The following is a 17,354-nucleotide window of genomic DNA, read 5'->3' as shown; positions in this document are numbered from 1 at the left end:
GCCCGGCTGTGGGCGATGCTGAAGACAGCTCGCTGACGGAACGACGGCAAGGGCCGGCAGGTCCGGCCGCGACAGGAAACACGCGACAGAAAACAAAGGGCCGCCGCAGGGCGGCCTTTTTGCGTCCGCAGGCCCGATGGCTCCGGCGCGAACGGCGACACTCGCAGGCAAGCCAGCGCCGGCGCGATGCGGCGCTCGTTGATCGTGCCGCGTCCGGCCGGCTTGTACGGGCCGGAAAATGCAACGCCGAAAACGAAAGCCCCCGCAGAGCGGGGGCTTTCTTTCAGCAGCTTTGCAGCAGACCGCGGCGTCGCGCTTAGGCGAGAGCCTTGATCTTGGCGGCGAGGCGCGACTTGTGGCGCGCGGCCTTGTTCTTGTGGATCTGGCCCTTCGTCGCGTAACGGTCGACGACCGGAACCATTTCCGCGTACGCGGTTTCGGCGGCCTTCTTGTCCTTGGCTTCGACAGCCTTGACGACTTTCTTGATGAAGGTGCGGATCATCGAGCGCTGCGCGACGTTGTGCGCACGACGCTTCTCGGACTGGCGGGCGCGCTTCTTCGCGCTGGCAATGTTGGCCAAGGTGAAACTCCTGAAAACTCGAAACCGAAAAACTCGGGGTCTATTCGAAAGGTCGCGGAGTATGGGCAGCGAACCTTTCTTTGTCAACCGGATCGGGCTGGCGAAACGGCTGAAATAATGAGGAAAAACCGGCCCCTGTCGCGAGTGGCCGGACACCCGGCCGCAACTGCCGCCGGCGACCGTGCCGGACGTCGCCGCGGGGCGGGGTGGCCGACGGAAGAATTGCCGTGCGGCGCCGGCTCGAACAGCCGCAAAACGGCCGCTTGCCGCTACACTGCGCGCCCTATGTCGAAATCCCTGTTCCGCGCCTCCGGTGTCGTCGGACTGATGACGCTGCTGTCGCGTCTGCTCGGCTTCGTCCGCGAGATCATGCTCGCCGCCAAGTTCGGCGCCGGCGGCGGCATGGACGCCTTCCTCGTCGCGTTGATGATTCCGAACTTCGGCCGCCGCATGTTCGCCGAAGGCGCATTCTCGCAGGCTTTCGTGCCGGTGTTCACCGAAACCAAGACGACGCGGTCGCACGAAGAGGCGCGCGATCTGGTCGCGGTGACGATGGGCACGCTCGGCGGCGTGCTGTCGGTCATCACGATCATCGGCTGCGCGGCGGCGCCGCTGCTGGTGTGGGCGTTCGCGTCCGGCTTTCACGACGATCCGGCGAAGGCCGAGCTGTCGGCCGGTCTGCTGCGCTGGACCTTCCCGTACCTGATGTTCATCTCGCTGACCTCGATGGCCGGCGGTGTGCTCAATGCATACGGCAACTTCGCGATCCCGGCCTTTACGCCGGTGATCCTGAACCTGTGCCTGATCGCCTCGGCGTTCATCGACTCCGGCTCGGTGCAGGCGCTGGCCTGGGCGGTGTTCGCGGCCGGCATCCTGCAGTTCCTGTTTCAGCTGCCGGCGCTGTGGAAGCTGCGGCTGCTGCCGCGGCCGCGCTGGGGCTGGCGCGATCTGCGCGTGCGCCGCATCGTCGGCCTGATGATTCCGGTGATGATCGGCTCCTCGGTCGCGCAGATCAGTCTGCTGCTGAACTCGAATCTGTCGACGCATCTCGGCGACGGTCCGGTGAGCTGGCTGTACTACGCCAACCGCCTGATGGAGTTTCCGCTCGGCATCTTCAGCATCGCGATCGGCACCGCGATCCTGCCGACGCTGTCGGCGCAGCACGCGACCCGCTCCGCCGGGCAGTTCGCGGCGACGCTGGACTGGAGCCTGCGGCTGATGCTGGTGATCGGCCTGCCGGCCGCGGTCGGCATGGTGCTGCTGGCCGGTCCGCTGGTCGCGACCGTTTACGGCCACGGCCGCTTCGCGGCCGACGACGTGGCGATGACGACCTACGCGCTGTGGGCCTACGGGCTCGGCTTCATCGGCTTTTCGCTGATCAAGGTGCTGACGCCCGGCTTCTACGCCCGCCAGGAGACGCGCCTGCCGGTGCGCTTCGCGATCATCGGCCTGTGCGTCGGCATGGCGGTGAGCCTGCTGCTGTTCGCGCTGGCCCGCCATTACCACTTCGCGGCCGCGCATGTCGGCCTCGCGGCCTCGACCTCGATCACCGCCTGGGTCAACGCCCTGCTGCTGTTCCACCGTTTGCGCCGCGACGGCATCTACACGGCCGGCGCCGGCTGGGGCCTGTTCGCGCTGCGTCTGCTGCTGGCCTGTGCGGCGCTCGCCGCGGTCGTGTTGTGGATGGCCGGTCCGCTCGACTGGTGGACGGCGGCGCGCGCGCGCGACAAGGCCTTGCAGACGGCGCTCATCGTCGCGGCAGCGATCGTGGTCTATTTCGGCGTGCTCGCGGCGAGCGGGCTGCGCCTGCGCCATTTCCGGCGGAGCCTGGCCTGATGCGCCTCGTTCACGGCCTGCACAACCTGCCGCGCGACTGGCGCGGTTGCGCGCTGACGATCGGCAACTTCGACGGCTTTCATCTCGGCCATCGCGCGCTGGTCGCGCGCACCGCGGAGCGGGCAAGGGCGCTCGGCCTGCCGCTGACGGTGCTGACCTTCGAGCCGACGCCGCGCGAATACTTCACGCCGGAGCGCGCGCCCGGCCGTATCAGCAATCTGCGCAGCAAGCTCTGCGATCTGCAGGAAGCCGGCGTCGACGTCGTCGTCGTGCAGCGCTTCGGCCGTCCGTTCTGCGGGCTCAGCGGCCTGGAATTCGTCGAGCGGGTGATCCGCGAGCAGCTGCGCGCGCGCGCCGTGGTCGTCGGCGACGACTTCAATTTCGGCGCTTCGCGCTCCGGCGACATGGCGCTGCTGCGTGCGCAGGGCGATCTGCACGGTTTCAGCGCCGAGAGCGTCGGCAGCGTTTGCGTCGACGGTCTGCGCTGCAGCTCGACGGCGGTGCGCGAGGCGCTCGCCGAACCGGACCTGGGCCGGGCCGCGGCGCTGCTCGGCCGGCCGTACCGGCTGATCGGCCATGTGCGCCACGGCCTCAAGCTCGGCCGCGAGCTGGGCATGCCGACCGCGAACATCTACCTGTTCCGGCCGCCGGCGCTGCGTCTGGGCATTTATGCGGTGAGCGCCCGTATCGGCGGCGGCGCACGCGCGTGGCACGGCGTCGCCGCGCTCGGCGTGCGGCCGACGCTGGGCCTCACGCACTGCCTGCTCGAAACGCATTTGTTCGAGCCGCCGGGCGATATCTACGGGCAGCGGCTCGAGGTCGAGTTCCGCCACTTCCTGCGTCCCGAACTGCGCTTCGATTCGCTCGACGCGCTGAAGCTGCAGATGCACCAGGACAAGCTCGATGCGATGGCCTTTTTGGGGTTCGCATCCGATAATTGAACGCTGATCGAATACCGATTCTCCGATTCTTCCCACGCGCCCGGTGCTTTCGCGCCGGCGCCGCCGCCGCGCTCCGCGCCACCGACCGTGACTGATTCGCACGACTACAAAGCCACCATCAATCTGCCGGAAACCGCGTTTCCGATGCAGGCCAATCTCGCCAAGCGCGAGCCGGAGATGCTCGAGCGCTGGGTGTCGCAGGACATTTACGGGCAGATCCAGAAGGCGACCGCCGGCCGTCCGAAGTTCTGGTTCGTCGACGGCCCGCCGTATGCCAATGGCGATATCCATCTCGGCCATGCCGTCAACAAGACGCTCAAGGACATGATCGTCAAGGCCGCGCGCCTCGACGGTTACGATGCCGCGTTCGTGCCGGGCTGGGATTGCCACGGCCTGCCGATCGAACTGCAGGTCGAGAAGAAGTTCGGCAAGGTCGGCCCGAAAGACGAAGGCAAGATTGATGCGAAGACCTTCCGCGAGAAGTGCCGCGAGTACGCGAACGAGCAGGTCGCGCGGCAGCGCGAAGGCTTCAAGCGCCTTGGCGTGCTCGCCGATTGGGAGCGCCCGTATCTGACGATGCGGCCGTCCTACGAGGCCGAGCAGCTGCGCGTGCTGGCCCGGATCATCGACAACGGCCACGTCGTGCGCGGCTTCAAGCCGGTGCACTGGTGTCTCGATTGCGGCTCGTCGCTGGCCGAGGCCGAGGTCGAGTACCAGGACAAGACGTCGAGCGCGATCGACGTGAAGTTCGCCGCCGCCGATGCCGCCGATCTCGCCGCGCGCTTCGGCGTCGCCGATGCGACGGGCGCCGCCTTCGTGATCTGGACGACGACGCCGTGGACGCTGCCGGCGAACCAGGCGATCGCCGCCAATGCCGAGCTCGACTACGCGCTGGTCGATTTCGCGAACGCCGGCCGCGTTGTCATCGCCGCCGAGCTGGTCGAGGCGACCGCCAAGCGCTGGGGCGACACCGGCCAGGTGCTGGCGACCGTGAAGGGCGCCGCCCTCGAAGGTGCCAGGGCGCAGCATCCGTTCGCCGGGCGCGTCGTGCCGCTGGTGCTCGGCGAGCACGTCACGCTCGAGGCCGGCACCGGCCTCGTGCACACGGCGCCGGCGCACGGCGTCGAGGACTACGCGGTCGGCCGCCACTACCACCTGCCGGTCGACAATCCGGTCGGCGGCAACGGCGTGTTCATTGCCGGCACGCCGCTGGTCGCGGGCCTGCACGTGCGCAAGGCGGAGGCGCCGATCATCGAGGCGCTGCGCGAGCGCGGCGCGCTCGTGCATCTGGCGACGATCAAGCACAGCTATCCGCATTGCTGGCGCCACAAGACGCCGCTGATCTTCCGCGCCACGCCGCAGTGGTTCATCTCGATGGACAAGGAAGGTCTGCGCCAGGGCGCGCTCGATGCGATCGCCAAGACCGACTGGATCCCGGACTGGGGCGAAAGCCGCATTCACGACATGATCGCCAGCCGTCCCGACTGGTGCATCTCGCGCCAGCGCTACTGGGGCGTGCCGCTGGCGATCTTCATCGACCGCGACACGCAGGAGCTGCATCCGCAGGCGGCGGAACTGCTGCGCAAGATCGCCGACAAGGTCGAGACCGAAGGCCTCGAAGCCTGGTTCGGTTCCACGCCGGCCGACTGGGGCGTCGACGCAGCGAAGTACGAGAAGGGCACCGACACGCTCGACGTCTGGTTCGACTCCGGCGTCGCGCACCAGTGCGTGTTCAAGTCGATGCTTCCGGAAGCGCTCGACGCCGACGGACTGGCGCCGCAGGCCGATATCTATCTCGAAGGCTCGGACCAGCATCGCGGCTGGTTCCATTCGTCGCTGCTGACCTCGGTGGCGATGCGCGGCCGCTCGCCGTACAAGCAGGTGCTGACGCACGGCTTCACCGTCGACGAGCAGGGCCGCAAGATGTCGAAGTCGCTCGGCAACGGCATCGAGCCGCAGGAGATCATGAAGACGCTGGGCGCCGACGTGCTGCGCCTGTGGGTGGCGTCGAGCGATTACTCCGGCGAGATCGTGCTGTCGAAGACGCTGCTGCAGCGCATCGCCGAGGCCTACCGGCGCATTCGCAACACCGCGCGCTACCTGCTCGGCAGCTTCAAGGACTTCGATCCGGCGACCGATCTGGTCGCGCCGGAGGAGCTCGTCGCCGTCGACGCCTGGGCGGTCGCGCAGGCCGCGGCGCTGCAGGCCGAGCTGAAGGACGCCTACGGCCGTCGCGAGTTCCATCTCGTCTATCACAAGCTGCACAACTACTGCGTCAACGATCTCGGCGGTCTGTACCTCGACATCCTCAAGGACCGGCTCTACACGCTGCCGAAGCGCTCGGCGGCGCGGCGCTCGGCGCAGACCGCGCTGCTGCACATCGCCGAGGGCATGGTGCGCTGGATCGCGCCGATCCTGTCGTATACCGCCGACGAGATCTGGCGGATGCTGCCGGGCGATCGCACGGTCACCGTGTTCGCGCAGCCCTGGTACGTGTTCCCCGACGTGCCGGCCGCGACGGTCGACTGGGCGGTGCTGAAGGCCGTGCGCGAACCGGTGAAGAAGGTGCTCGAAGAGCTGCGCGTCGGCGGCAAGATCGGCTCCGGCCTCAATGCCGAAGTCAGTCTGTACGCCGAAGGCGCGCCGGCCGCGGCGCTCGGCGCGGTCGGTGGCGAGCTGCGCTTCTGGTTCATCACTTCCGGCGCGCGCATTGCGCCTGTCTGCGACAAGCCGGACGACGCGGTCGCCGCCGAGCTCGGCGAAGGCCAGACCGTCTACATCGCCGCGCAGGCCTCGCCGCATCCGAAGTGCGAGCGCTGCTGGCACCAGCGTGCCGACGTCGGCATCGACCCCGCGCATCCGACACTGTGTGCGCGCTGCGTCGACAATGTGTTCGGCAGCGGCGAGTCGCGGAGCTTCATCTGATGTTGCGTCGTCTGTCGCTGGCCTACGCGGCCGGTCTGGCCGCGGCGCTGGCCGCCAGCGTTGCGCTGTGGGCGGCCGGGCATTTCGGTCTGCTGGCGAAGCTGCATGTGGCGATCGCGCCGGCGCTCGGCCTGTACTGGCTGTATCCGCGCCTGATCGTCGGCGGGCTCTGGGGCCTTCAACTGCTGCTGCCGGTCACGCAGCAGCCGTTCCTGCGCGGCGTCGTCATCAGCCTGGCACCGACCCTGCTCACGCTGCTGTGGATCTTTCCGTTCCAGACCGGGCAGGGCTGGCTCGGCATCGAGCTGGGCCTGCTGACGCCGCTGGTGATCTGGGCGACGAATCTCGTCTGGGGCTGGACTGCGGTAATCTGGTCGCGCACGACGGGGCTTTGAGCGCTCCGCGCCCTCCACGCATGAACCGAAGCTGACGATGTCCTTTCAGTACAAGAACGTTTACTGGCTGTGGGCGACCGCGCTCGTGATCCTCATCGACCAGATCACCAAGCAGCTGGTCGTGCGGCATCTGAACTGGTTCGACGTGATTCCGGTCGTGCCGCATCTGAATCTGGTGCACATGAAGAACACCGGCGCCGCATTCTCGATGATGTCGGACGCCTCGCCGGTGGTCTTCGTGCTGCTCGGCGTCGCCGTCAGCATCGGCATCCTGATCTGGCTGCGCCGGCATCCGCGCGACCAGCAGCTGGTCGCCGTGGCCCTGTCGCTGATCATGGGCGGCGCGCTCGGCAACGTGATCGATCGCGTCACGCGCGGCCATGTCGTCGACTTCGTCGATTTCTACGTCGGCAGCTGGCACTTCGCGGCGTTCAACGTCGCCGACATGGCGATCAGCTGCGGCGCCGGCCTGCTGATCCTCGACATGCTGCTCGACAGCTTCCGCCGCAAGCCGGCGAAGGCGCCGGGCTGAGGGAGGAACGATGGAGATCCTGCTCGCCAATCCGCGCGGTTTCTGTGCCGGCGTCGATCGCGCGATCGAGATCGTCGAGCGCGCGCTCGAGGTGCTGGGCGCGCCGATCTACGTGCGCCACGAAGTCGTGCATAACCGCTTCGTGGTCGAGAACCTGCGCGCCAAGGGCGCCGTCTTCGTCGAGGAAGTCGACGAGGTGCCGATCGGGGCGACCTGCATCTTCTCCGCGCACGGCGTCTCGCAGGCGGTGCGTGATGCCGCGGCACGACGCGGCCTGACGATCTTCGACGCGACCTGTCCGCTGGTGACCAAGGTCCACATCGAGGTCAAGCGCTACTCGCGCGAGGGCCGCGAGGTCGTTCTGATCGGCCACGCCGGCCATCCGGAAGTCGAGGGCACGATGGGGCAGTTCGACGCCAGCCAGGGCGGCGCGATCCATCTGGTCGAGACGCCCGAGGACGTCGCCGAGCTGCCGATCCGCGAGCCCGAGCGCATCGCCTTCGTGACGCAGACGACGCTGTCGATGGACGATACCGCCAAGGTCATCGACGCGCTGCGCGCGCGCTTTCCGCAGGTGCACGGTCCGCGCAAGGACGACATCTGTTACGCGACGCAGAACCGCCAGGACGCGGTCAAGGATCTGGCGGCGCGCTGCGATGTGCTGCTGGTGGTCGGTTCGCGCAACAGCTCCAACTCCAACCGGCTGCGCGAGCTCGCCGAGAGCCGCGGCACGCCGGCCTATCTGATCGACGGTGCGCAGGACATTCGCGCCGAGTGGCTCGCCGGCAAGGCGCGCGTCGGCGTGACCGCCGGCGCTTCGGCGCCCGAGGTCCTGGTGCGCGAGGTGATCGAGCGCCTCAAAGGTCTCGGCGGCACGCAGGCCCAGGAACTGGCGGGCCGCGAGGAGCACGTCGTGTTCTCGCTGCCGCAGGCGCTGCGCCGCGCTACGCAGGGCACCGCCGCGCCGCCGCGCTGAGCGCGGCGCGCGCCCGAGTTTTACGGTCCCCCGCGAACCCTGATGAACCTGCCCGAGCGGGTCGACGTCGCCATCGCCGGCGGCGGCGTGATCGGCCTGGCCTGCGCCGAAGCGCTGTCGCGGCGCGGTTTCACGGTCGCCGTGTTCGAGCGCGCCGAGTTCGGCCGCGCCGCGTCATGGGCCGGCGGCGGCATGCTGTGTCCGCTGCCGCCCGACCACTGTCCGCCGGCGCTGCGCCCGCTGCTCGACGAGAGCCTCGCCCTGTATCCGGCCTGGTGCGAGCGCCTGCAGCGCGAGTCCGGCATCGATCCCGAGTACTGGGCATGCGGCGCCGACTATTTCCCCGGCGACGGACGCCATCTCGAATATCCGGCGATGGCGCAGGTGCGCAACCCGCGGCTGCTGCGCGCGCTGGCCGAAACGCTGCGACGCCGCGGCGTCGTGCTCGCGGCGCAGACCGAGGTACAGGGCTGGATCGAGTCGGACGGCGTACTGCGCGGTGTGCGCACCGCACGCGGCGACGTCGCCTGCCGCGCGGCGGTGCTGGCGGCCGGCGCCTGGTCGGCGCCGCTCGGCGCGCCGGGCGTCGGCCCGGCCAAGGGCCAGATGCTGCTCGCGGCCGGTGCACCCGGCCAGCTGCTGCGCCTGCGCATCGGCGCCGATGTCTACCTGATCCCGCGTCGCGACGGTCACATCCTGATCGGCAGCACGGTCGAGGATGCCGGCTTCGACACGACGCCGACGCCTGAGGCGCGCGAGCGGCTGCTGATGCGCGCCACGAAACTGTGGCCGCCGCTCGCCGGGCTGCCGATCGTCGGCCACTGGGCCGGCCTGCGGCCGCGCTTCGACGCCGACCTGCCGCTGCTCGGCCCGGCACCGGATCGTCCGGGCCTGTACCTCGCGACCGGTCACTTCCGCATCGGTCTCACGCTCGCACCAGCCAGCGCGGAGCGGGTGGCGGCCCGCATTCTTTGCGATCTGGGCGCCACGGTCGTGTGGCCGAACTGAGAACTGCTCGGCATCCGGCAGCGCCGCTTTCCTCCTAGCATCGGCCGAAACAGGCTTCAGGCGCGTCTGGTCGATCAAGTGGAGATCGTGCTTCGCCACGATCGCGACGAGTGGGGTGCCGATGGAAGATCCGCACCGCGATCACGGTGTTCCCAGTCGCCGTCGGCCGGGACCGGCATGTCGACGGGTGTGCCAGCTCGGTCTGACGATCGCCGAACTGCTGACCGTGGTCGCGGTTTCAGCGGTCCTGCTGGGCCTCGGCGTTCCGGCCTTCAGCCATGCGCTGGTGGTGACCCGGCTCGCTTCGACGACGAATCAACTGCTGCTGGCGGCAGTGACGGCGCGCCAGACCGCGGCGAGCTTGAACGTGCCGGTGACCTTTTGCGCGGGCAATGCCGCGGAAGGCTGTCATGGTCAATGGCCGGCGCTCGAATGGATCGTGTTCATCGATCGTGATCACGACGGTCGCGTCGATCCGGAGGACAGCATACGGCTGAGCGAACGCCTGCCGGACTCGGACGACGTGCTGCTGTCGGGCAACGGCCCTTTCAAGAAAGCCGTCGTTTTTCATCCGAGCGGCGCGGCGCAGACCGTGAACGGGGCGTTCGCGGCGGGGCGTCTGCGGATCTGCACGACCCGGCTCGGTACCGGCAACGCCACCGATCTGGTGCTGATCGGCAGCGGGCGCTTCGAACCCGAGGCGCACGATTTCGCCGGGGAATGTCCGCCGGCGGGTTGATTCCGCCTACCAGCACTCGGCGACGCCCGCCGAACCGCTCGCGCCGCGCGTGCCGGTATGGTCGAGCGTCAGGGTGCCGCAGCGCGTATCGCGGTCCGCCTGGGCGTCGATCGGGACTGCTTTGAGCGTGTAGGCCGCAGCCGCGACCGAGTCGAAGGCGTAGCTGTAGTCCTTGCCGGTGTTCTGATCGGATGCGCAATCGAGCCCGAGTGCCTGCAGCGCGGCACTGTTCATGGCGTTTCCGGCGAGATCCTGGTCGTAGCGCAGGTTGGTCGTGTAGAAGCGCTCCATGAACGTGGCGTAGCTCGACAAGCACACCTCGGCGGCCCGGCGCTTGGTCTTGGTGATCGAATTGATGTACGACGGGTAGGCGATCGCGGCGAGAATGCCGACGATCGCCACCGCGACGACCAGCTCGATCAGTGTGAAGCCGGTCTGGCGGCTGGAGCCGGTCGGTTGGCGATGGCGTTCTGACATGGCCTTCAGGTCCTCGTTCATTGTCGGATCAACTCGCGCCAGGACAGGCGCTGCAGCCCGCCCGGTGTGCCGGCAGTGTTGACCTTGCCGGTCGATGCGTCGTCGAAGCTGATCAGCATGGTATTGCCGACGAAGATCGGATTATTGGGAATCGAGCTGAAGCCGACGCCGGCGACGATGTAAGTCGTGCCTCCTGACGTGATCTTGTCGCTGTCGTTGAACTGGTTGTCGCCATTGATATCGAAGAAGGTCGAGCCCGGCGGCGCGCCGCTGAACGGATTGATCGCCATGATCCAGCCGCGACCGGTCGGATTGCACGGATCCGAGGATTCCGGGATACGCGTCGTGCCGAGCAGCAGATTGCCCTGGAACTGGTTGGGCGTGACCATGCGTTCGCCGTTCGCCGTGCCGGATGGCGGGACCAGATCGATGTACCAGCCGGACTTGCCGGCCATGTCGCCGTCCGATGGGTTGGAGATCGCGCGCGCGGCCAGTGACGACGAAGTCGCTGCCTGCTCGGCGACGATCTCGCGCTGGGTGAGGTAGGTGCGTCCCTGGCTCAGGTGAGGGACGAGTGTGCTCGACTGACCCGCTCCCGCCTGGGCAATGATGCCGTACCAGGTCTGCACGCTGTCGTCGGCGAGATCGGTCTGCGTCAGGTAGCGGCCGGTGCCGAAGAACAGCCACAGATTGCCGGTCGACGGATCCTTGCCGGCGAGCATGCCGCCGGTGATGGATTGCGCGCCGCTGTTGGCGTCCTGGGCCTGGAAGATCGCCGAGCTGGTGTTGGCAGCCAGATCGAAGGCCCAGACATTGCCCAGCAGGTCGCCGGCGTAGGCAGTAGTGCTGATGCCGTTCGTCGCATTTGCCATCCAGACCGCGGGTGCCGCCAGGCCATTGCCGGTCGTCGAGTTCGTCGCATGGACCGTCAACGCGCCGTTGGCGACGGAGAACTGCAGCAGCGCCGCGGTGCCGGTGCTGCTGTTGTAGCCGTTGCCGAGCAGGACCGACCACGCGCCGTCGGCGGTCTGGGCGACGACCGGCTTGCCGATGCTTTGACCAATGTACTGGCTGTTGGCCTGACCGTCGCCCGCCGAGCGCTCCCACAGTAGGGTCGGTGTGGCGGGATCCGTCACGTCGAAGGCATAGACTGCCTTGGCCGTTCCGCGGCCAGTGGTGCCGACGAGGACCGTGTGCCAGGCCGACGAGTAGTAGACGTCGGCAACGGTCAGTTCTCCGTCGTTGAAGAACTGATGCGGAACGCCGTTGCTGCCGTAGCTCGGATTGCTCAGATCCTTGACCCCGTTGAGGATCACGGCGTTGGGCAGGTAGGCGAAGATTTCCGCGCCGTTGGTGGCGTTGAAGGAGTGCAGCAGGCCGTCGTTGGCCGCGACCCACAGGCGGGGGCTGCGGTTCACCTTGCTCGCGGCGAACGTCGAATAGCTGGACGATCCGGTGAAGGTCTTGCCGAAGAACAGATTGGCGTCCGGAGCGCCGACATAGACCGGCTGCGAGCTGATGATGTCGCCGAGTGCCGTGTCACGATTGCGGTAGGTCCCGCCGTTCTTCTGCTCGCGGCTGGCGTCGCCGCGCAGGTAGCCGACGACGGCGTTCTGCACTGCAGAGGTCGATCCGAGCGCGGTTTTCTGCGCGCTCGAGAGATTCGGCGGTGCAGTCGTGTCCGACGACCCGGCCGTGAAGTCGACGAACTGCGAGCCGCTCGTGGCGCTCGGGTTGTAGGTCTTGATCGTACGGCTGGCTGCGGCTGGCAGCTGGTTGGACGCAACCCAGAACGGGGTCGAGGCGATGGCGCCGGTGCTCGGGTTGACGGTGAAGGCCTTGAGGTCACCTTTCCATTTGCCCGTCGAGTAGACGGCCTGGTAGGTGACGGTGCCGGTCTCCAGCTTGGTGCTGTTCGCCGCGAGACTGGCGCCGGAACCGTTGCGCTCGGAGACGCGCTTGAGCGCATCGCTGAGCGCGTTGGAGAAATCTTCCGGGCTGGTTGCCGAATAGAAGCCGCCGTGGCCGTTGACCGCGGCGTGCGCCATGTCGGCGATGTTGTTGATGTTGTCGCCGCTCGGTTGCGGCCAGCTGAAGCCGCTGATCGGGCTGCCGCCGTTCGCCCAGTTGAAGATCTGGCTGACGGTGGTGCCGGCCGGGGCGATGTTCGTCGGCGTGAAGCCAAGGCCGAGCGTGAACGTCGTCATATGCTGCCAGAATGCTTCGTCTTCGGTGCTCGTCGGCACTTCGTTGCTGGTATCCGGGCGCAGATCCGACAACCAGTAATACATGGCGACGTCGGCGAGCGTGTTCGAGTAGGTGTCGGCGTAGGGTTTCAGCGGCAGGCCGGCACTGTTTGTCGCCGTCGCGTCATAGGTGTAGGACTGGCCGTTCGGACCGGTGTTCGTGACGGTCGCTTGCGTCGTCGTGGTGGTCGTGGTGACGGAGCAGGTCGAGCCGCTCAGCGTTCCGCCGTTCGGGCAGCTCCATGTGCCGTTGTTGTAATAGCTGTTGGTGCCGTCCTTCTTGCACTGGCCCTTGCGATTGCCGCTGGTGATCGGCGTGTAGCCGACCGGACAGCTGAGCGTGGCGTTGTAGGTGGACGTCGTCGTGGTGGTGGTCGAGCTGCCCGGCGCGCCGTCGACGTTGGTGGTGTACGGCGAGGACGGCAGTCCGGTGCTGCTTTCGTTCCAGAAACCGTCCGTCGTCAGAATCGTGTAGGACTGCCGGCAGGCGAGTTCGACGGTCGAGCCGTCGGCAGTGGACTGCCACGGCTGCGCGGTCTGGTAGTAGCGGCCGACGGCATTCAGAGCCTGCCGCAGCGGTGTGCCGCCGCTGGCAGTGGCAGCGGCCAGCCAGGTCCAGAACTGGCTCTTCTGCGACGAGCTGCTGGAGCCGCTGCCGAAGGGCTGGACCTGGGCGATGTAGTTGCTGCCGCCGTTGTAGTTGTCCGTGTAGGTGTAACGCGACGTCGGCAGATTCGTGTAGTTGTTGTTGCCGGAATCGCCGCCATCGATCGAGCCGAAGCCATAGCGGATCGTCGGATCGAGGTTGGCGAAGGCGTTCATCAGGCCGCTCTTCGCCATCAGGATGCGCGTGTGGTAGTACGAATACCAGTTCGCGACGTTCTGGCGCGTGGCCTCGCTGTCGTCGCAGACGGAACTCGAAATCTGCGATGAGACCGCGGTACAGGAACCGCTGGTGCCGACGTAGTAGCGCGTATAGGTGCTGCCGCTCTTGACGGTGTAGGTAAACAAGCTCGTTGTCGTGGTCGTCGTCCCCGAGCAGGTCGAGCCGCTGCGGGTTCCTCCGTCCGGGCAACTCCATGTGCCGTTGTATGTCCCGTAATACGAGCCTGTGCATTTACCGGTGGAGAGGTTGGGCGTGCCCCCGTACGGACAGCTGAGCGTCGCCGTATAGCTGAACGGGGTCGAGATAGAGACCGAGGTGGTGTAGTCGACATCGCTCGAACTGCGTCCGGATCGGCTCGTGTCGCTGGAGCCGTCATAAGAGCTCAGGTTCACGGTTCCCTGTGACTGCCTGAACCCGTTCTTCCAGGCGGCCGTGAAGCTCGCGTCCGGATAGCGCGTCGTGCCGTCAGAGGTATAGGGCGGCGTGTAGGTGACGCTGGGGTTGTAGTACAGCCCGTTGACGCTCGAACTGACCAGCGCATCGGCGCTTGTGCTGCTCAGATAGCCGTAGTCGGGCATGACGTCCCAGGCCATCGAGCCCGAATCGTCGAGCATCAGCACGATATTCGGCGGCAGCGACTGCCTGACTGTGAGCGGCGACTGATCGATCGTCACGGCCTCGGCGGCGGGCAGCGCGAATGCCATCACGAGGCCGATGAGCCAAGTGGCTCCGCGACCCGCGTTGCGCCGTATGTACGCTCCTGCGTTCATGCTCCGCTCCCTCATTGCTTGTACATCGCCTGCAGGGTCACAACCGCGCGATCACCGATCTGCGACGGATTGCCGCTGCGCGCGGTGATGCGATAGAAGATCGCCGTCGTTGTCACGCCCTGTGCGCCGTACTGGGCTCCGTTGGCGCTCTGGCCGAAGCCGGTGCTCGAATTCGGGTCCGCATAGGTGCCCATGTTCTCGATTACGAACTGCGGCTGGCCGGTGGTGTTGTTGCCGGCGGTGTAGGAGCTGACGGTCTGGATGCTGCTGGCCGCGAGGTTCGGATCCTCGAACGGATTGGCGCGGCAGGCGTCGCCGCCCTGCCCACAGTTGCGGATGTTGGTGGTGCCGGCAGCCAGCGCCTGCGCCGCCGCGGCGAGGCCGGCTTCCGCGTTCTGGAAGGCGAGCTCCCGATCGTAGAAGTTGGCGGTCATCTTCTGCTGGGTCGTCACCCCGCGGACCGCCGCAAGGCCGATCAGCGTGACCAGGATCAGCAGGATCAGCGCGACTGCCAAGGCGACGCCTCGCTGGCGCGCATGCGCCGAAGCTGCGGGCGCTGCGACTCGCTGCCGGACAGCCTGAATGTCTCGCGGGATCGACGTGACGCGCATGCTCAGTTCGTCCGGTTGCGCAGCGTGACCGACGCGGTCATCTGACGGGTGATCGGCGCGCCGTCTGTTCCTGCGTAGCGATCCGAGCTGCGGAAGCTGAGGGTGACCCGCACGGCGTCGACACTCTGCCAGGCGGCGGCGGCGAGCGCGCCGGCGTCCTGGAACGATGCGGACCCCGGCACGTGATACTGGATCTGCATGTCGGTGACGTTGCGGACCATCTCCTGCGCCGTCGGCGTCGGAATACCCGCGCTGTTGACGAGTGTCATCCGGTAGAGCGAACGGCTGCCTTGCGGGTTGTTGCCGATGAACCAGTCGGCTGCCATCAGTTTGGAGAGCTGTGAATTCACGGCGAACTGGTAGTCGTTGGCGCCCGAGCAGGTCGACGGAAAACCGAGGCCCACAGAACAGTTGCCCGGGGTGCCCGTATCCTCAGCAAGGGTCAGGACCGTCCCGGCGAGGCCTGTAATCTGCGCGATGGCGGCATGATCGGGATCGCAGACCACGACCAGGTCGCCGGCCTCGAGACCGGCATTGGGCTCATGGATCGTCAATTGCGAAGTGCTCAGACTGTGCGCGGCGAGGCTTGCGCCGGATTCGCCGACGCCGATCAGCATCAGCGAGTCGGTGCCGGCGATTCGCTGTGCCGAACCCGTACCGGTTGCGACGGCGACATCGGTGGCGTTGCCGTCGAAGCCGCGAATCGCGTTGACGGCGAAATCAGCGTACCAAGCCGGTGTGGCCGATGTCGGCCCGTTACTGAGGATGTTGGCGACACGGCCGAGGTTTCCGCATCCCGTCAGACCGGCTTGACGGATGTCGCGCGACATCATCTCGAACGCGATGCGCGAGTTTTCCTGGATCTGCCCGAGCGCGAGATTCGAGCGGTATGACTGCTTGTTCGACAGGAACACGGCGGTGGCGCCGCCGATCACGACCAGGCCGAGCACCAGCGCGATCATGAGCTCGATCAGGCTGAAGCCGGATTGCGCGGGCAGGGGCTGCGGGACCGGCGGTAGCGGGGAGCGGGAGGTCATAGCATCGCCTTGGTGACGACGGTCTGTTCGCTGTCGCCGGACGCTCCGACGCGGCTGTCGTCGAACTGGATGGTCACCGTGCAGGTGCCGCCTGCGTCGCAATCGATGGTGCCGGTCGTGGTGGCGGCGCCGCCGAGCGAAGCGCTCAGCTCGCTGCACCAGTTGCTGATCTGCGTCTCGGCCAGGGTTCCGGACGCCGGGCAATTGTCGGCGACGACCGTCGTGTCGTAGGCGCCGGATAGTGCGTTCGCGCGATCGGCACGCATCGCTTCCAGGATCGAATAGCTCGCGACGATCGCCATCGAACGTCCCATTGAACTGTTGTTCTGGGACAGCGCGCGTGTCTGTACCAGGGCGATGCCGAGGAACCCGATCGACAGGATCAGTACGGCAACGAGTACCTCGATCAGGCCGGCGCCGCGCGCGCCGACGCGCCGACCGCACCGGCGCGCGGCGCTACTGGCAGGATGCGGGTTCATCGGCGGGACATCCTTCGCTGGCGCTGGTGTAGGTGCAGCTGCTGACCAGGCTGCCGGTGGTGAGATAGACGCAGCGATGATTGCTGTCGCTCAGCTCGCTGGTATAGATGTCGGCGACCAGGCCGGTGTACGGGCCGCTACCGCCGACCGCTTGCGCAAGACCCTGGCCGGTGAAGCGCAGCGCCGTGACGCCGGCGCCGCTGGCGCTCAAGCTCAGATCGGCGGGAACGTTCGGAGCGGTGTAGATCTTGGTGCGGGTGCCGTCGCTGTTGAGTACGTAGACCGCACCGGCGGAGGTGCCGCAGCTCGCGCCGAGGTCGTCGGCGCCATTGGTGTCGGCCACATTGCTGCAGAACTGGGTCGGCGCATTGCGGCGCACGGCCTCTGCCTGGGCCTGCCGGATGCCCACGACGAAATCGTTGGCCGTCGACGCCAAGCGATTCGTCACGAGGATGAATTTGTAGCTCGGGATGGCAATGCCGAGCAGAACGGCAGCGACCGTGAGCGTCACGAGCAGCTCGATCAAGGTCAGTCCCGATGAATGGCGCCTGGCGTTCACGCCTTCTCTCCCCCAGAGTGCATCGTCAGCCGGCCGCCGCCGATGGCCATGAATGAACACGGATCGGTCGCAGCAGCCTATCCGGCAGGCGTGCGAATGGTGATCCCGGGCCGACAAAAGGCAGGCCCGAGGCGGTCGTCCGAATGCCCACCCCGTCTCCCAATTTCTTTCGTATAAACAACAGGACCAAAGCGATCCATCCCCTTGTTTCGAGGTTAGCACAGCTCGCTTGCGAACCGAGAACGGGGCGCCGCCGATTGGCGCGACGGCCTGCCTGGGAATGAGGCTGGAAATACCGCTCTGCCTGGGGCGGTGGGCGCGAGCGAGCGGGGTCCACATGGCCGACACGCCCGCCGA

Annotated in this window: 15 protein-coding genes; 8 read left to right on the top strand and 7 right to left on the bottom strand. The window is 67.2% G+C overall.

Going from position 1 to position 17,354, the window contains the following annotated elements:
• Positions 1 to 316: 316 nt before the first annotated feature.
• Positions 317 to 580: a 30S ribosomal protein S20 gene (gene rpsT, locus K343_RS0102685; protein ID WP_028006743.1), complete on the bottom strand. Its 264-nt coding sequence runs from the start codon at positions 578 to 580 to the stop codon at positions 317 to 319.
• 285 nt (positions 581 to 865) lie between these two features.
• Between rpsT and murJ the strand changes: the two genes are divergently transcribed.
• The 8 genes from murJ to K343_RS20675 all read left to right on the top strand — a co-directional run bounded on the left by murJ (position 866) and on the right by K343_RS20675 (position 9,932).
• A complete protein-coding gene (murJ, locus tag K343_RS0102680; protein ID WP_028006742.1) occupies positions 866 to 2,416 on the top strand; it encodes a murein biosynthesis integral membrane protein MurJ in 1,551 nt (516 codons plus the stop codon).
• The gene (locus K343_RS0102675) at positions 2,416 to 3,357 is read left to right on the top strand and encodes a bifunctional riboflavin kinase/FAD synthetase (RefSeq protein WP_028006741.1); all 942 of its coding nucleotides are present in this window, start codon (positions 2,416 to 2,418) and stop codon (positions 3,355 to 3,357) included. The genes murJ and K343_RS0102675 overlap by 1 nt, the downstream gene beginning before the upstream one ends.
• A 144-nt stretch (positions 3,358 to 3,501) precedes the next feature.
• A complete protein-coding gene (ileS, locus tag K343_RS0102670; RefSeq protein ID WP_051277887.1) occupies positions 3,502 to 6,282 on the top strand; it encodes an isoleucine--tRNA ligase in 2,781 nt (926 codons plus the stop codon).
• Entirely contained in the window at positions 6,282 to 6,677 is a 396-nt protein-coding gene (locus K343_RS0102665; RefSeq protein ID WP_043111879.1) for a hypothetical protein, read from the top strand. The genes ileS and K343_RS0102665 overlap by 1 nt, the downstream gene beginning before the upstream one ends.
• A 37-nt stretch (positions 6,678 to 6,714) precedes the next feature.
• Entirely contained in the window at positions 6,715 to 7,209 is a 495-nt protein-coding gene (gene lspA, locus K343_RS0102660; protein ID WP_028006738.1) for a signal peptidase II, read from the top strand.
• Positions 7,210 to 7,219: 10 nt separating this feature from the next.
• A complete protein-coding gene (ispH, locus tag K343_RS0102655; protein ID WP_028006737.1) occupies positions 7,220 to 8,185 on the top strand; it encodes a 4-hydroxy-3-methylbut-2-enyl diphosphate reductase in 966 nt (321 codons plus the stop codon).
• Positions 8,186 to 8,227: 42 nt separating this feature from the next.
• Positions 8,228 to 9,193, top strand: coding sequence for an NAD(P)/FAD-dependent oxidoreductase (locus K343_RS20680; protein WP_043112039.1), 966 nt, complete (start codon positions 8,228 to 8,230; stop codon positions 9,191 to 9,193).
• A 121-nt stretch (positions 9,194 to 9,314) separates the two neighbouring features.
• Positions 9,315 to 9,932, top strand: a complete 618-nt coding sequence (locus K343_RS20675; protein ID WP_084615617.1) for a GspH/FimT family pseudopilin — start codon at positions 9,315 to 9,317, stop codon at positions 9,930 to 9,932.
• Positions 9,933 to 9,938: 6 nt separating this feature from the next.
• Here the strand turns inward: K343_RS20675 and K343_RS24975 are convergent, their stop codons facing one another.
• From K343_RS24975 to K343_RS25130, 6 genes are read right to left on the bottom strand one after another with little or no spacing between them, the layout of a single operon-like run.
• A complete protein-coding gene (locus K343_RS24975) occupies positions 9,939 to 10,409 on the bottom strand; it encodes a type IV pilin protein (RefSeq protein ID WP_043112037.1) in 471 nt (156 codons plus the stop codon).
• A gap of 17 nt (positions 10,410 to 10,426) precedes the next feature.
• A complete protein-coding gene (locus tag K343_RS0102635; protein ID WP_211226140.1) occupies positions 10,427 to 14,311 on the bottom strand; it encodes a pilus assembly protein in 3,885 nt (1,294 codons plus the stop codon).
• Positions 14,312 to 14,322: 11 nt separating this feature from the next.
• Positions 14,323 to 14,922, bottom strand: coding sequence for a pilus assembly PilX family protein (locus K343_RS0102630; RefSeq protein ID WP_245585098.1), 600 nt, complete (start codon positions 14,920 to 14,922; stop codon positions 14,323 to 14,325).
• Between the two features lie 2 nt (positions 14,923 to 14,924).
• Positions 14,925 to 15,959 (bottom strand): prepilin-type N-terminal cleavage/methylation domain-containing protein, encoded by a 1,035-nt coding sequence (locus K343_RS0102625; RefSeq protein ID WP_084615615.1) that lies wholly within the window; start codon positions 15,957 to 15,959, stop codon positions 14,925 to 14,927.
• Positions 15,956 to 16,438, bottom strand: a complete 483-nt coding sequence (gene pilV / locus K343_RS0102620; RefSeq protein WP_028006732.1) for a type IV pilus modification protein PilV — start codon at positions 16,436 to 16,438, stop codon at positions 15,956 to 15,958. Before pilV ends, K343_RS0102625 begins: the two co-directional genes overlap by 4 nt.
• Positions 16,416 to 17,336 carry a GspH/FimT family pseudopilin gene (locus K343_RS25130; protein WP_084615614.1) on the bottom strand — a complete coding sequence of 307 codons (921 nt, stop codon included), beginning with the start codon at positions 17,334 to 17,336 and terminating at the stop codon, positions 16,416 to 16,418. Before K343_RS25130 ends, pilV begins: the two co-directional genes overlap by 23 nt.
• Positions 17,337 to 17,354: the final 18 nt, after the last annotated feature.

This window comes from Solimonas flava DSM 18980 (assembly GCF_000426685.1).
GTDB classification, from domain to species: domain Bacteria; phylum Pseudomonadota; class Gammaproteobacteria; order Nevskiales; family Nevskiaceae; genus Solimonas; species Solimonas flava.
This window is presented reverse-complemented; position numbering and strand designations above follow the sequence as displayed.

What these genes read in the sequence shown, in the direction of transcription:
- murJ (WP_028006742.1), top strand. Translation starts at nt 866, where the DNA reads ATGTCGAAATCCCTGTTCCGCGCCTCCGGTGTCGTCGGACTGATGACG.
- K343_RS0102675 (WP_028006741.1), top strand. Translation starts at nt 2,416, where the DNA reads ATGCGCCTCGTTCACGGCCTGCACAACCTGCCGCGCGACTGGCGCGGT.
- ileS (WP_051277887.1), top strand. Translation starts at nt 3,502, where the DNA reads ATGCAGGCCAATCTCGCCAAGCGCGAGCCGGAGATGCTCGAGCGCTGG.
- K343_RS0102665 (WP_043111879.1), top strand. Translation starts at nt 6,282, where the DNA reads ATGTTGCGTCGTCTGTCGCTGGCCTACGCGGCCGGTCTGGCCGCGGCG.
- lspA (WP_028006738.1), top strand. Translation starts at nt 6,715, where the DNA reads ATGTCCTTTCAGTACAAGAACGTTTACTGGCTGTGGGCGACCGCGCTC.
- ispH (WP_028006737.1), top strand. Translation starts at nt 7,220, where the DNA reads ATGGAGATCCTGCTCGCCAATCCGCGCGGTTTCTGTGCCGGCGTCGAT.
- K343_RS20680 (WP_043112039.1), top strand. Translation starts at nt 8,228, where the DNA reads ATGAACCTGCCCGAGCGGGTCGACGTCGCCATCGCCGGCGGCGGCGTG.
- K343_RS20675 (WP_084615617.1), top strand. Translation starts at nt 9,315, where the DNA reads ATGGAAGATCCGCACCGCGATCACGGTGTTCCCAGTCGCCGTCGGCCG.
- K343_RS24975 (WP_043112037.1), bottom strand. Translation starts at nt 10,409, where the DNA reads ATGTCAGAACGCCATCGCCAACCGACCGGCTCCAGCCGCCAGACCGGC.
- K343_RS0102635 (WP_211226140.1), bottom strand. Translation starts at nt 14,311, where the DNA reads ATGAACGCAGGAGCGTACATACGGCGCAACGCGGGTCGCGGAGCCACT.
- K343_RS0102630 (WP_245585098.1), bottom strand. Translation starts at nt 14,922, where the DNA reads ATGCGCGTCACGTCGATCCCGCGAGACATTCAGGCTGTCCGGCAGCGA.
- K343_RS0102625 (WP_084615615.1), bottom strand. Translation starts at nt 15,959, where the DNA reads ATGACCTCCCGCTCCCCGCTACCGCCGGTCCCGCAGCCCCTGCCCGCG.
- pilV (WP_028006732.1), bottom strand. Translation starts at nt 16,438, where the DNA reads ATGAACCCGCATCCTGCCAGTAGCGCCGCGCGCCGGTGCGGTCGGCGC.
- K343_RS25130 (WP_084615614.1), bottom strand. Translation starts at nt 17,336, where the DNA reads ATGTGGACCCCGCTCGCTCGCGCCCACCGCCCCAGGCAGAGCGGTATT.